General features: G+C 69.4%; 11 protein-coding genes and 1 tRNA gene. 4 read left to right on the forward strand and 8 right to left on the reverse strand.

The genetic code is table 11. From position 1 onward, the window contains the following. Positions 1–30 precede the first annotated feature (30 nt). On the forward strand, positions 31–1,935 hold the full coding sequence (locus tag WDJ58_RS04360; protein ID WP_338916405.1) for a S9 family peptidase: 1,905 nt from the start codon (positions 31–33) through the stop codon (positions 1,933–1,935). A gap of 27 nt (positions 1,936–1,962) precedes the next feature. Here the strand turns inward: WDJ58_RS04360 and WDJ58_RS04365 are convergent, their stop codons facing one another. Then, positions 1,963–3,807 (reverse strand): PAS domain-containing protein, encoded by a 1,845-nt coding sequence (locus tag WDJ58_RS04365; RefSeq protein ID WP_338916406.1) that lies wholly within the window; start codon positions 3,805–3,807, stop codon positions 1,963–1,965. 102 nt (positions 3,808–3,909) lie between these two features. Between WDJ58_RS04365 and WDJ58_RS04370 the strand changes: the two genes are divergently transcribed. Further along, entirely contained in the window at positions 3,910–5,388 is a 1,479-nt protein-coding gene (locus tag WDJ58_RS04370; RefSeq protein WP_338916407.1) for an ATPase domain-containing protein, read from the forward strand. A 34-nt stretch (positions 5,389–5,422) separates the two neighbouring features. Here the strand turns inward: WDJ58_RS04370 and WDJ58_RS04375 are convergent, their stop codons facing one another. From WDJ58_RS04375 to WDJ58_RS04405, 7 genes are all read right to left on the reverse strand, one after another. Continuing rightward, positions 5,423–6,658: a digeranylgeranylglycerophospholipid reductase gene (locus WDJ58_RS04375; RefSeq protein WP_338916408.1), complete on the reverse strand. Its 1,236-nt coding sequence runs from the start codon at positions 6,656–6,658 to the stop codon at positions 5,423–5,425. Between the two features lie 320 nt (positions 6,659–6,978). Then, positions 6,979–7,051, reverse strand: a tRNA-Arg gene (locus WDJ58_RS04380). A 52-nt stretch (positions 7,052–7,103) separates the two neighbouring features. Next, on the reverse strand, positions 7,104–8,552 hold the full coding sequence (locus WDJ58_RS04385; RefSeq protein ID WP_338916409.1) for an MATE family efflux transporter: 1,449 nt from the start codon (positions 8,550–8,552) through the stop codon (positions 7,104–7,106). Positions 8,553–8,780: 228 nt separating this feature from the next. Next, complete coding sequence (locus tag WDJ58_RS04390) at positions 8,781–9,368, reverse strand: 2Fe-2S iron-sulfur cluster-binding protein (RefSeq protein WP_338916410.1); 588 nt, start codon at positions 9,366–9,368, stop codon at positions 8,781–8,783. 80 nt (positions 9,369–9,448) lie between these two features. After that, positions 9,449–10,342, reverse strand: a complete 894-nt coding sequence (gene gnd / locus WDJ58_RS04395; protein ID WP_338916411.1) for a phosphogluconate dehydrogenase (NAD(+)-dependent, decarboxylating) — start codon at positions 10,340–10,342, stop codon at positions 9,449–9,451. Between the two features lie 126 nt (positions 10,343–10,468). After that, the gene (locus WDJ58_RS04400) at positions 10,469–12,058 is read right to left on the reverse strand and encodes an LVIVD repeat-containing protein (RefSeq protein ID WP_338916412.1); all 1,590 of its coding nucleotides are present in this window, start codon (positions 12,056–12,058) and stop codon (positions 10,469–10,471) included. Between the two features lie 272 nt (positions 12,059–12,330). Then, entirely contained in the window at positions 12,331–12,906 is a 576-nt protein-coding gene (locus WDJ58_RS04405; RefSeq protein WP_338916413.1) for an LURP-one-related/scramblase family protein, read from the reverse strand. A 100-nt stretch (positions 12,907–13,006) separates the two neighbouring features. Here WDJ58_RS04405 and WDJ58_RS04410 point away from each other — a divergent pair, with 100 nt between their 5' ends. Both WDJ58_RS04410 and WDJ58_RS04415 read left to right on the forward strand, forming a co-directional pair. Continuing rightward, entirely contained in the window at positions 13,007–13,465 is a 459-nt protein-coding gene (locus WDJ58_RS04410) for a MaoC family dehydratase (RefSeq protein ID WP_338916414.1), read from the forward strand. A gap of 198 nt (positions 13,466–13,663) precedes the next feature. Continuing rightward, positions 13,664–14,086, forward strand: a complete 423-nt coding sequence (locus WDJ58_RS04415; RefSeq protein WP_338916415.1) for a hypothetical protein — start codon at positions 13,664–13,666, stop codon at positions 14,084–14,086. Positions 14,087–14,296: the final 210 nt, after the last annotated feature.

Raw genomic sequence — 14,296 nt, forward strand, 5'->3', positions numbered from 1 at the left:
GCATTTAACCCCGCGTCCACATCCTCCCGTATGTCCGATCCCGGGGCCGACGAGACGGCCGAGACCGACGAGGGTGACCTCCTCGAGACGCTGGCGAGCCTCCCCTCCTTCTACCACCCGACGGCCGACCCGGACGGCGAGCGGGTGGCGATCTACTACGACGTCACCGGGCGCAACGAGCTCCACGTCCTCGACGCCGCGACCGGCGGCTCCGAGTGCTGGACCGACGGGCAGGTCCCGCGGGACGCCCGCTGGCACCTGCGGTGGAGCGCCGACGGCGACCGCGTGTTCTTCCACCGCGACGAGGCCGGCGACGAGCAGAACGACCTCCACGCCGTCGACTCGGACGGGTACACCGAGCCCGTCGTCGAGATGGACGGCCAGGTCACCCTCCGGGACGTCGGCGGGGACGGCGAGACGCTCCTGGTGGGTTCGACCCGCGACGGACAGATGAACCTCTACCGCCACGACCTCCCCGCCGGCGAGACGACGAAGCTCACCGACTACGAGCGGGCGGTCTGGGGCGGGCTCCTCGACCCCGACTGCGAGCGGATCGCCTACGCCACCAACGAGAGCGAGGACTACGACAACCTCGACGTCTACGTCGCGAACGCCGATGGGTCGGACCCGCGGAACCTCGGCGTCGGCCAGACGGGTGCCGAGGCCGTCCCGGTCGACTGGTCGCCCGACGGCTCACGGCTACTCGTTTCGGACAACACCGAGGACCTCGAACGGCCCGGCGTCTACGACCTCGAACGCGGGGAGGTCCGGTGGCTCGGCGACCTCGACGCCGTCGAGGAGCCGGTCGCGTTCGGTCCCGCGGGCGAGCGCGTCCTCGCGTTGCGAACGCGCGACGCGGCGGTCGCGGCGGTCGTCTACGATCTCGGTAGTGGAATATCGCGGACGCTCGACCTCCCCGACGGGGTTGCGGCGTTCCCCCGGGAGGGCTCGCCGTGGCTCGCGGACGGCCGCGTCCTCCTCACCCACATCACCTCGGACACCCGACCGGACCTGCTCGCCTACGACCTCGCGACCGACGAGTACGAGGTCCTCCTCGAGGCCGACTACGGCGACCTCGACTCCGACCGATTCGTCGAGGCGGAGTACCTCACCTTCGAGTCCAACGGGGTCGCGAACACCGAGGCCCGGTCGGTCGAGACTGAGCCAGCGAGAGAGTACGAGATCGGCGCGCTGCTGTACGACTCGGGGGAGCGACCCTCGCCGCTGATCGTCAACCCTCACGGGGGTCCCCGGGCGGCGGACCACCGGGCGTTCGGCCTCTACACGCAGTTCCTCTGCTCGCAGGGCTACTCGGTGCTGCAGGTGAACTACCGCGGGTCGACCGGCCGCGGCCGCGAGTTCGTCGAGGCGCTCTACGACGACTGGGGTGGTGCCGAACAGGCCGACGTCGCCCGGGGCGTCGAGCACGTCCTCGACACCCGCGGGTGGGTCGACGAGGACCGGATCGCGGTCTTCGGGGGCTCCTACGGGGGGTACGCCGCCTACTGGCAGCTCCTCCAGTACCCGGCGCTCTACGCCGCCGGCGTCGCCTGGATCGGCGTCACCGACCTCCGTGACATGTACGAGAACACGATGCCGCACTTCCGCACCGAGCTCATGGAGAAGTACCTCGGGACGCCCGAGGAGGCCCCCGAGCTCTACGAGGAACGGAGCCCGGTCGAACACGTCCGGAACCTCGCCGCGCCGCTGCTGATCGTCCACGGCGTCAACGACCGACGGGTGCCGGTCTCGCAGGCCCGGCGGTTCCGGGACGCCCTCGACGACTTCGGCTACACCGAGGGGGAAGAGGCCGACTACGAGTACGTCGAACTCGGCGAGGAGGGCCACGCCTCCTCGGACATCGAGCGGAAAGTGCGGACCCTCCGGATCCTCGACGATTTCCTCGACCGCCGGCTCGGGTCCGGGGACGACTGAACGGGGATCGACCGAGGCGGTTCCGGTTCAGTCGTCGGCGTTCGCCTCCAGGCTCTCGACCCGCTCGTCCCCGCCCTCGGCCCGTCTGAGACGCAGCAGGATCCGCGGGGTGGTGCCCCCGGTGTCCACGTCGAACTCCCCACCCGAGTGCTCGACGCTCCACCGCAGCAGCCACAGCTCCACCCCCTGCGGGTGGATGACCTGGGTCTCGGTCCCCCCCTCGACCACGCGGAGGTCGCGGGCGCAGAGCCCGCCCGCCCGGTCGATCACCTCGACGGTCACCGTCTTCGGACTCACGTCGACGGTCCGAACGGCGATGTCGACCGCACCGCCACCCGTCTCGGCGAGCATCTCGACGACGCCCAGGAACGCGACGCCGATCGCCTCGTGGGCGTAGACGGGGACGCTCTCGGGGAGTCCGATATCGGTGGTGACGCCGGGGTACTCGGATCCGAGCCCCGCGACCGCCTCCTCGAGCGTCCGCCGGAGGTCGACGACCCCCGGCTGGCGCGGTTCGCCGGTGACGACCTCGCGGAACCGCCTCGCCTGGTCGCCGATGTCCAGTAGCTCGTCGGTCGCCCGGACGATGCCCTCGGCGGCCGCTCGCGCCTCGTCGGGGTCGACCTCCTCCTCGGCCAGTATGCGGTCGGCCTCTCCCCTGACCACGTTCAGCTGGTTCCTGAGGTTGTGTCGGAGCACCCGGTCGAGGACGGCCACCCGCTGTTCGCGCTCGCGCCGCCGAGTGACGTCCTGCTGGAGGCCGAGGAAGTGGGTCACCTCGCCGTCGCCGTTCCGGACCGGGACGATGTCGAGCCGGTTCCAGAACGGCGTGCCGTCCTTCCGGTAGTTCCGCAGCTCCGTCGAGATCGACCGACGCTCGGCGATGGCCGCGCGGATCTCGTCGACGGTCTCGGGGTCGGTTCCCTCGCCCTGGAGGAACCGACAGTTCCGCCCGAGTATCTCCGCAGCGTCGTACCCGGTGATCCGCTCGAAGGCGGGGTTGGCGTAGACGATCGGCTCGTCGTCCCGCCTCGCGTCGGCGATAGTCACGCCCTGAGAGGCGGACTCGAGCGTCCGTGCGTAGAGGAGGAGCCGCTCGCTCCGCCGGCGTTCGTCGGTCACGTCCCGGACGACCAGCTGGGTCGTCGGTTCCCCCTCGTAGGTGACGGTCACGCCCGCGACCTCGACGATCCGTTCCGTCCCGTCGGCCAGGACGAGTTCGACCGACACGAACCCCGCGAGTCCGCCGTCCCGTTCGATGCGGTCGACGATCCCCTCGAGCCGTGCGACCCCCTCCTCGTCGGCCAGTTCGGCTATCGCCTGCCCCGACAGGTCGGGCGAGTCCCCGGAGGCGAGGAGCTCCGTCGCGGTGTCGTTCCCGTAGACGACGCGCCCCCCGCGGACGAGCAGGATGGCCTCCGGGGCGAGCCGGACGAGTTCGCGGTACTGTTCCCTGCGGTCGGCGAGTTCGAGCGAGGAGTGCCGGCCACGGAGCAGGTTACCGATCCGCTGTCCGAGGGTCGCCTTCCCGACCGGAATCTCGACGACGTCGTCGATCACCTCCCGGGCCGTCTCGCTCTCCAGTGCGGCCCGGTCGCGTCCACTCCCGTCGTCGCGAACGGCCAGTAGCGTCGGGAGGAGGCAGGGTGCGGCCGCTTCGCGGCGGTCCCGGAGCCGGTCTGCAGCACGGTCGAACCAGCGCGGATCGACGAGACAGAGGTCGTAGTCGGCCGCATCGACGGCCGTGGGGGAGTCGACGCTGACGGCCTCGTAGTCCGGCTCGTCCGCCAGCCAGCCCTCGAGGAGTTCCCGGTCACGCTCGCCGGTGACGAGGAGAAGGATCCTGGCTGCTCGCGAATGGATCCCGACCATCTTTCCATCGGTTTACCTCCCCGTCCGGCAAATACGTGCCGTCAGCCACTCTCCTCGATTCGCACGGAAACTCCTTGTCGGGCCGTGTCGTCAACAGGTGACATGAGCCACTCCATCGAACGGATCTCGACGGGTGTCGAGGGCCTCGACGAGGTCCTCCACGGCGGGCTCATCGCCGGACGGAGCTACCTGCTCAACGGCCCGCCGGGAGCCGGAAAGACCGTCCTCGCCCTGGAGTTCCTCGAGGCCGCCGCGCCGGACGAGACGGCGCTGTTCGTCAACCTCGAGGAGGACCTCGACGACCTGCGGACGAACGCCGAGGTGCTGGGGTTCGACGCCGACGCCATCGAGTTCGTCGATCTGAGTCCCGGTCCCGAGGCGTTCGCGGAGGGGGACTCCTACGAGGTGTTCCCCGCGAGCGAGGTCGAGAACGAGCCGATCGTCGAGGCCATCGTCGACCGGGTGATCGAGGTCGACCCCGACCGGGTCGTCGTCGATCCCATCACGCAGTTACACTACCTGACGAGCAGCGACTACCAGTTCCGAAAGCAGGCCGTCGGGTTCATGCGCTTTCTCACCGACCGCGGTGCGACGGTGCTCTACACCGCACAGGACACCGACCGCCTCCCGACGGAGGACCTCGAGTACATCGGCGACGGGACGCTGTTCCTCGACGTCTCGTCGACCGATCGGACCCTGCGCGTCCCGAAGTTCCGCGGGTCGGCCGCGCGGGGCGGCGAACACGCCTTCCGCATCGACGGGGACGGCGTCACCGTCTTCCCCGAACTCCTCCCGGGGGACCACGAGCGATCGTTCGAGACCGAGTCGGTCCCCTCGGGCATCCCCGAGGTGGACGAACTGCTCCACGGCGGCCTCGAACGTGGGACCGTCTCCATCCTCAGCGGACCGACCGGTGTCGGGAAGACGACGCTCGGAACGCAGTTCATGAAGGAGGCGGCCGGCCGCGGCGAGCGGTCGGTCATCTACCTGTTCGAGGAGACCCGCGGGACGTTCATGGCTCGCTCGGCCGCGCTCGGCGTCCCCGTCGACCGGATGGTCGATCTGGGGACGCTCCACATCCAGGAGGTCGATGCGCTCGATAAGTCCCCACAGGAGTTCGCGACCGCGGTCCGGCGCGAGGTCGAGGAGAACGAGACGAGCATCGTGATGATCGACGGTATCGCCGGTTACGGGCTCACGCTCCAGGGCCGCGAGGCCGACGCCGTCCGTCGGCTCCACGCTCTCGGCCGCTACCTCAAGAACGTGGGTGTCACCACCGTGTTCGTCGACGAGACGTCGAACGTCACGGGCGAGTTCCGGGCCACCGACCGGAATCTCAGCTACCTCGCCGACAACATCGTCTTCCTCCGGCACCTCGAACTCCAGGGCGAACTCCGGAAGGCCATCGGCGTCCTCAAGAAGCGGAGGAGCGACTTCGAGCGCACGCTCCGGGAGTTCGAGATGACCGAACACGGGCTGAAGGTGGGCGAGCCGCTGACCGACCTCCAGGGGATCCTCACGGGGATGCCGACGGTGGTCGAACGCGAGGAACCGGCCGACAGCGACGGGGATCAGCCGTAGACGAGCGATCCCCGGACCGGGCGGAGGAGCCGTTTCAGATCCCGAGTCGCTGTCTGGCGAACTCGACGAGCAGTGGGAGGTCGTCGAGGTGGAGGACCCGCGCGATGGCGAGCTTGTCGCCGCTGTTCACCCGGTACAGGGTGTCCTCGTCGAGCCGGTTGAGATCGCGGAGCAGCCGGTCGTAGCGATCGTTCGGCGCGAGGTACAGCAGCCGCGTCAGCAGCAGCCGGGAGTCCATGTTCGGAGCGACATCGCGGTGCCACAGGTCGTCGTACAGCGAGACGTTCTCGGCGTCGGTCTCGGGCTCGTCGGGGGTGAGACAGTGGTCGGCCGTGACCGCGGCGGCCCGCGCCGAGCGCATCCCGACGTGGATCCCCTCGCCCCACAGCGGATCGATCGTCGGCACCGTATCGCCGATGGCCACGAACCCGTCCGTGCTCAGGCGGCCCCCCGGGGGCTGGATGTGGGCCGAGCCGCGGTGCTGTTTCCCCGCGATGCGTTCCGCGTCCGCGAACCGCGGGTCGGTGTCGATCCAGTGTTCGAGGTAGCCGTCGACGGTCCGCTCCTCGTCGGCGTACTGGCGGTAGCTCTCGTTCTGGATGAAGCAGACGCCGACCTTCGCCGTGTCAGCGCCGGTGTGGAAGATCCAGGAGTACCCCCCGGGGGCGTACTGGTGGTCGAGGCGGAGCATCATCGCGTCGGTCAGATCGGCGTACTCCGGCTCGTCGAGCGAGACGCCCTCGAACTCGTACTCGACGCCGATGGCCTGGTTCCCGCGCTCGAGGTCGCTCACGCCGAGCTCCTTCGCCAGCGGGGCGGCCGGCCCGGTCGCGTCGACCACCATGTCGGCGTACACCTCCTCGGAGCCGGCGTAGCGAACCCCGGCGACCTCGCCGTCTTCCACGATGGGTTTCGACACCCGGGAGTCGAAGCGGTACTCGACACCCCGCTCTTTGCCGTCCCGTACCAGGAACCGCTTGAAGTCGGCGAACTCGAGGACCGCGCCGGTCCGGTGTTGCGTGTAGTGCTCGTTCGGGGACTCGATGACCACGCTGTCGGTGAAGTGCATCACCACGTCGTCGGGGATCCCGAACGACGCCAGCATCGACGGGAACGTCCCGCCGGTGGACTTGTTACTCTGACGTGGAAAATCGTCCTCGGACTCCGTCTCCAGGACGACGACCTCGTACCCCCTCGCGGCCAGATCGCGGGCGCACTGCGCCCCAGCTGGGCCGGCACCGGCGATGACCACGTCAAAGTGGTCGCGCATACCCCATACTACACGGTCCCCCTGATGAGCTTTATTGACTGGAGCGGGCGTCGGCCGACTGGTTCGAAAGACCCTAACCACCGTCAGATGTGGTCGCCTCCGCCGAAGCACGCTCGATGAGCGTACACCAAGCGGCGAGCCCGATGGGAGTGAGCGAAGCCGAAGGCTTCGCGAGCTACATCGGGCGAGGAGCGAAGCGACGAGCCCGATGGGATTTGAACCACGGTCGGACGTGCTCGCTACGCTGTGCGCGCCCTCCCTGATTCAAATCCCACCGGCGCTGCTGATTCGCTCGTCACGTCCGTTCCTCGCAGAATCAGCGAGCCCGATGGGATTTGAACCCACGACAACCAGGTCCGGAACCTGGCACTCTGTCCACTGAGCTACGGGCCCTCCCTCCAGAGTATCCCGTCGGGCGGTATAACGGTTTTTCTTCGCGCCCCGATCAGCCCCCGCCGGTCGTCACCGACCGGTCGTCATCCGGGTCGATCTCCTCCCCCTCGTCGACGACGCTCCGCTTCCAGGTCCCGCGGGTGAACCACGCACCGGCGGCGACCGCCCCGAGGACGTTCCCGGCGGCCATGCCGACCCAGACCCCGAAGACGCCCCAGCCGAGCAGGAAGGCGAGGACGTAGACGGTCGCGACCCGGCCGATCCACAGCGACAGCAGGGAGAAGCCCAGCGCGGTCCGGGTGTTGCCCGCGCCGCGATAGGCCCCGAGGACGACCTGGAGGACGCCGATGAAGGCGAACTCGACCGCGCGAACCCGGAGGTAGTCGATGCCGTGGCGGATGGTCTCGGCGGCGGCCTCGGTCCCGGTGGCCATGAAGACGCTCACGATGGGTTCGGCGAACGCGACGGCCACGACGGCGACCAGCAGCATCACGCCCGCGCCGACGCCGGCCGCGAGGTGGACGGCCCGTTCGGCCCGCTCCGTGTTGCCCGCGCCGAGGTTCTGTCCGACCATCGTGTTCGTCGCCCGGCCGAGCCCCATCGCGGGGAGGAAGACGAGCGAGATGAGCCGGTTGCCGAGCCCGTAGGCCGCGACGACCGGCGGGGAGAACGTGACGACCATCCCCGTGAGGGTGAGCATCGCCAGCGCCGAGGTGGACTGCTCCAGCGCCGAGGGGGCCCCGATGTCGACGATCTTCCGGACGCTCTCGGGATCGGGACGGAGGTGTTCGAGTTCCACCTGTGGGCCGGCCCCGAGCCCGAACAGCACGTACAGCCCGATGACGGTCGCGACGGCACGGGCGATCAGCGTGGCGAGCGCGGCCCCCTCGACGCCGAGACCAGGGACACCGAGCGCGGGGACACCGAAGATGAGAACCGGGTCGAGGGCGACGTTCAGCGCCACGGAGACGGCCATCACCCGCATCGGCGTCCGCGTGTTGCCGTAGCCACGCATCAGCGCCGAGAAGACGAAGAAGCCGAACAGGAACGGCGTTCCGAGGAAGAACACCCGCATGTAGTCGGCCGCGAGCGGGACGACCGTCTCGGCGGTCACGGGGTCGGCGGGCAGCAGCGAGAGGAGCGGCCCCGTCAGGACGAACCCGAGCGCCCCGAGGCCTACGGCCAGGATCGTGACGAACGAGAGCGTCTGGCCGGCGGCCTTCCCCGCGCTCCGCTCGCCGCCCGCGCCCGTGTACTGGGCGACGAGCGTGCTCCCGGCGACAGTGAACCCTCCGCCGACCGAGAGCAGGAGGAAGATGATGGGGAAGGCGAGGCTCAGCGCGCCCACGGCCGCCGTCGAGTAGCGACCCAGCCAGAGGGTGTCGGCCAGGTTGTACGCCACCTGTAGCAGCTGCGTGACCACGATGGGCCACGCGAGCGTGAACAGCGGCCGGGCGAGGCCTCCCCGTGTAATGCTGCTGGTCGGTTCCGCGTCGGTCACTCGTCTACCGGGGCGAACACGGCACGATACTCCTTCTTTACGCACGTGTGCCCGACGTTCTCAAGCACGCTCGGTCCGGGACTCGCTGTCCGGTATCCGGCTCGACGATCGGGTATCGGGGACTGCGGGCCGAATGAGCGGGAAAATCGGACGGGATGGCGCTCCGGACGACCCGGACGCGTGGAGAACCGAACCGGCGAAACGAGGGAGGGGGCGTCGGATCTACGGTCAGGGACTTTCGCGGGTTTCGAGCGAGAGGTCGGAGGTGGGGTAGGCCACGCAGGTGAGCGTGTACCCGTCGTCGAGTTCGGGCTCGCCGAGCATCTGGTTGGTGTGGTGTACGACGTAGTCCTCGGAGTTGCCGCCGTCGGTGATCCGGCCGCCACAGGAGATGCACTGGCCCTCGCGGCAGGCGTAGGGCAGGTCCCAGCCCTCGTCCTCGCCGGCCTCGAGCAGCGTCTCGTTCTCCTTGACCTCGATCGTCGAGCCCTCCTTGACGTACTCGACCTCGTACACCTCGGCCTCCTCGTCCGGGATAGCCGAGGGGTCCTCGTCGCCGGCCTCCTCGGCGCTCTCCTCGAGCTCGCCCTCCGACCCCTCCTCGCCGGCGATAGCGCCCGCCGCGACGCCGCCACCGCCGATGGAGCGGTTCATCGGCTCGGGGAAGTCGGTCTCCGGCACCGAAGCCGCGCGCCGCTCGATGACCTCCTGTGAGATGTCCTCGGGTATCGGGCGCTCGGTCCCCCGCGAGAAGTGCAGGACGACGACCGAGAGGGTGAGCACCGCACCGATACCCACTGCGAGCAGGTCGACCATGAGCGGGCGTTCGGTTACCGTATTCAATAGCGTTGTGATTGTCAGACGCGGCGTCCAGCGGCGCGACGTCGGCTCGGCGGTCAGTCCCGCCTCACCTCGTGCCGGCCGAAGCCGTACCGGAGGCGGTTGGCGAGCCGCCGGGAGAACCGTCCCTCGCTACGGGAACCGAACCGCTCTGCGAGGGCCGCGTAGATCAGCGGGAGCGGGACCTCCTGGGAGAGTGCCTCCTGGACCGTCCAGGTGCCGGTCGAGCCCCCGGCGACGTGGTCGGCGACGTCCCCCAGCGAACTGCCCTCCTCGCGGAACGCCTCCTCACAGAGCTCCAGCAGCCACGAGCGGATGACCGCGCCGTTGTTCCAGGTCCGGGCAACCGCCTCGAGGTCGAGGTCGTACCGGCCCTCGTGGAGCAGCTCGAACCCCTCGCCGTAGGCCTGCATCAGTGCGTACTCGACGCCGTTGTGAACCATCTTCACGTAGTGGCCCGATCCCGAAGGGCCCATCCGATCGTGCCCGGCGGGTCCGGTAGCGACGGCGTCGAAGACCGGCTCGAGCTCCTCGTATGCCCACTCGGGCCCGCCGACCATCAGCGAGAAGCCGAGCTCGGCCCCGGCCGGCCCACCCGAGGTCCCGCAGTCGAGGTAGGCCGCCGGGCACGCCTCGGCCCGCCTCGTCGAATCCTCGAAGTGGGAGTTCCCGCCGTCGACGACCACGTCCTCGTCGTCCAGGTGCGGTTCGAGGTCGGCGAGGGCGGCGTCGACCGCCTCGCCCGCCGGCACCATCAGCCAGACGCGCTTTCGCTCGCCGAGCGCGTCGGCGAGCGCCGGTATCGAGGCCGCGGGCTCGGCACCCGCCTCGGCGGCCTCGGCCACCGCCTCCTCGTCGACGTCGAACGCGACCACCTCGTGTCCCGCTGCCAGACACCGGTCGGCGACGATACGACCCATCCGCCCGAGCCCGATGAGACCCAGTTGCATACCCGCGTCTCCGGTGGGGGGGGAGTAACGGATTGTGGTTCCCGAAGCGGATCGCGGTCCCCGGGGCCCGTCGCGAACACACATCTCACCCGGCGACCGCGTCGGTGACTCCGGACCCCGCCCCGATCAGTCCTCGCGGCCCCGGAGGTACCGGCGGAGCGCGAGCCCGATACCCAGACCGAGCGCCCCGACGCCGGGACCGAACCCCGGACCTTCGCTGGCCGTCGTCTCCGGGTCCGTCGGTGTCGGCGTGGCGGTCGGCGAGGGGGTAGGGGTAGGGGTGTCGGTCGGCGTCTCGGTCGCGGTCGGTGACGGGGTAGGGGTGACGGTCGGCGTCGTCGTGGCGGTCGGTGAGGGGGTGGCCGTCGACGTCGTGGTCGGTGACGGCCCGTTCCCTCCCGGCGCCGGTGTCGTCGTCGTGGTGGACGTGGCCGGCGTCGTCGTCCCGTTCGACCCGCCCACGACCGGGAACGTGTATATGCCGGCGTCCGCGCTCCGGCCAGAGGTGTCGGAGACGCTGTTGCCGAGGCTCGTCCCCACGAAGAATTCGGAGGTGGCCGCCTGGGCCGTCCAGAACCAGGCCGCATCCCCGTCCCGCCAGTGGGCGAGCTCGGTAGGACGAGACGGGTCGGAGACGTCGTGTACCTTCACCCCGCCCGCGTACCACGAGGTGAACAGGAGGTCGCCGCGGAACTCGAAGTTGTGCGACGTGGTCCAGACCCCGCCGTAGGTCGGATCGTCGGTCGGTGGTGGCGGAATCTCCGCGACCTGCGTCGCCGCTTCCGGATCGGAGACGTCGTAGAGGTAGACGCTCCCGGGGCCGCCGTCCGAGTTCTGCGCCTGCCAGGACTCGACGCTGATGCCCACGACGTCGCCCGGGCCGCGGGCCGCGTAGTGGTCGTTCCCCGGCGGTTCGAGGTTCTCCCGTCGGGCCACGTCGCTCCCCATGTCGAGGAAGACCCCGGGTTCGCGCCCCCGGACCTTGGCGACGAGCGAGGGGTCGCTCGGGTCCGAGACGTCGACCATCCACGTCCCGGCGTCCCAGTGGGCGAGGTAGGCGATCCCATCCGAGACCGAGAGGTCGTGGAGAACCCAGTTTCCGGGCCGGACGCGGCTCCAGCGCTCGTCGGCGGAGACGATCGACCACGACCCGAGCCGTTCGCCCGTCTCGCCGTCGACCGTGACGAGCGCGTTCCGCTCGCCGTCGTTGCCGCACAGGTAGACGACCCCCTCGCTTATGTCGCAGTTGTGGTTGTAGAACGGGGTCTCGTGGACCCTTACCCGGGCGGGGGCGGTCGGGTCGCTCACGTCGTAGGTGACGAGCCCGTAGAACGCGTCCCCGCCGGTGGGGTTGGCCGGGCCGACGACCGCGAGCAGGTCCGTAGCCGGGTCGTGCTTGACGTCGTAGACCATCCGGAGCGTGTCGCCCTCGCGGTCCGAGAGGGGAGCGCGGTTCTCGAAGACCAGCTCCGGGTTCGCCGGGTCGGCCAGGTCGACGATCGCGAACCCGTCCGTGACCGCGAGGTAGGCGTAGCGTCCGTCGGGACCGACCACGCCCTCCTTCGTGCCGGGGACCGTGAGCGAACCGAGGGGGGCGAACTCCTCCCCTTCTTCCTCCTGTGCCCTGGCGCGGCCGAAACCGCCCGAGGCGAACGCGGATGTGCTCCCCAGCCCGACCCCGAGCCCGGCGATGCGAAGGAGGGCACGACGTCGCATTGTCGTCCGTGTGAGACGCGCCTACCTATGGGTTGTGGTCGAATGCACGCCCGATTTTCGGGAATAATCGCCGCCGGGACGGTTCCCGCCCGGGATTCGCTCGACTCCTCGACGGTAGCCCCCTGAACTCGGTCCCGTGGTCCCCGTCCCGGTCGACGCCGGGACCTCGGCAACCGGGCGCTCGCCGAGGGATGTGGCCGTCCCGACCGATGCCGGTCGCCAGGGACCGGGACACGCCGGAGGACTGTGGGCGAACGGTGTTCGAACGGCGCTCAGTCGTCCTCGAGGGCGTCGATGGCGCACGCCGCCGCGACGATGGCCTCGCGGGGGACGTCGCCGGTATCGGCCACCTGCACGTCGAAGATGTCCCGGAGCGAGAACCGCTCGTGGATGCTCCCCAGCGACTTCCCATCCTGGCCGGTGATGGAGTAGCTGTGGGGGAGCAGGCCGAGCACGCCGACGAACTCCTTGGCCGCCATGACGACCGTCGACTCGGACTCGATGGTCGCCCAGAGGTCGCCGTCGGGCGAGCGGATGCGGTAGACGTGCTTGAACAGCGTGAACTGCTTTTCGATGACGGCGACGGCGTCCCCCGAGGCCTCGTCGACGAGCGTGTAGTCGCCCGCGATGTCGAACACGTTCTTCGCCTTCACCCGGAAGACGACGTCACCGTCGGGGTCGGTGAACGGGAACTCCTCGCGCATCTTGAACCGCTTCTGCTTCCCCTTCAGGACGACGTTGCCGTCCCCGTCCTCGACGGCGTACTTGTTCCGGATCAGGCTCTGTTTGATCACGTAGCGGTCGCCCGAGAGGTCGACCCCGGCGATGACGTCCGTCCCGACACTCATGTCCCTCAGCGTAACTCTCCGCCGAGTTAGACCTGTCGCTCTCGCTTTCACGTCCGTCCCGCCGTAGCCTACTTCCCTCCCGGGGTCTCACCCGCGTGCGATGGACTACTACGAGGACATGGAGGTCGGGGACGTCACCGAGCACGGCTCGAAGACCATGACGAAAGCCGAGATAATCGAGTTCGCCACGAAGTACGACCCACAGCCGTTCCACCTCGACGAGGAGGCGGCGGAGGAGACGTTCTTCGGCGGGCTCGCCGCCTCGGGCTGGCACACGGCTGCCGTCTGCATGCGGCTGCTCGTCGACGGCGTCCTCCGAGATCAGGCCAGCATGGGCGCGGCCGGCGTCGACGAACTCCGGTGGAAGCGGCCGGTCTACCCCGGCGACACCCTCTCCGTCCGCGTCGAGGTGCTGGAGAAGGACCCGGATCCGAACGACCCCACGCGCGGACGGGTCCGCTCGAAGCTCACCGGCCTGAACCAGGACGGCGACCCCGTCATCTCCTGGGAGGGGCTCGGACTGGTCGCGCGGCGTGAACCGGCGGACGCCGAGGAGTGAGCGGCGTCCGGTCGACCGGGGGCCGCGCCGACCGGGCCCGCGTACGGGCGGTCAATAGCGATCGTGAGGGGTCCCGAGATCTTCGGATCCGTCCGGTCTCGAATATATAGAAATTACGACAGTATTAAGCGACGACCGGCGGACCGCGTACCCGTAGCGCCCCCGGACGACGGCGGTCCGGGACGGCCGTCGAGGACCATGCAGACACCCAACGAACCGACCACGGCGGAGAGCGACGAGACGGTGATCGAGGAGTACGTGCTGGACGTCCGTATCGTCGAGTACGACGGGGAGGACGGGCCTCGATACCGGTTCGAGGCACCGGAGCACTGCGAGGTGACCTTCGAGGATTCCGATCTCGCGAGGCTGTACGCCGACGTCTACTTCGACGCCAACGGGTTCCAGGAGGAGGGGACCGGCGAGTTCGGGGTCCCGCCGGCGATCATCCAGGCCGGGCGGGACACGCTCGTCGCCTACTTCCTCACGCAGCCCTACGCCGATCGCAACTGGATCGCCTCGTTCTACGGGGAGAAGCCCGAGAAGATCGACCGGTACGTCTCCCGCGTCCGCAAACGCGCCGCGAGCATCCGGGAGGGGGTCACGGAGCGCGGGATCGAGTGACCGCCCGCGTCCCGTTCGCAGCCCGGGCTCCCCCCACCCGAAGACGGACCGCTGCCTGAACGGTGCTGGCGATCCCGTTTCCTTCCGGCGACACCCACTCCCAACGGCTATACCGGGGTAGAACACGTCCCGTCCGGAAGCGAGCTACCGGGAGACACGGCGTGGGTCCGAGGACACGGGCGAATTGTCAAATACGGACACATGGTCCGA

The organism is Salinirubellus litoreus (genome assembly GCF_037335815.1).
Classification (GTDB): Archaea; Halobacteriota; Halobacteria; order Halobacteriales; family Haloarculaceae; genus Salinirubellus; species Salinirubellus litoreus.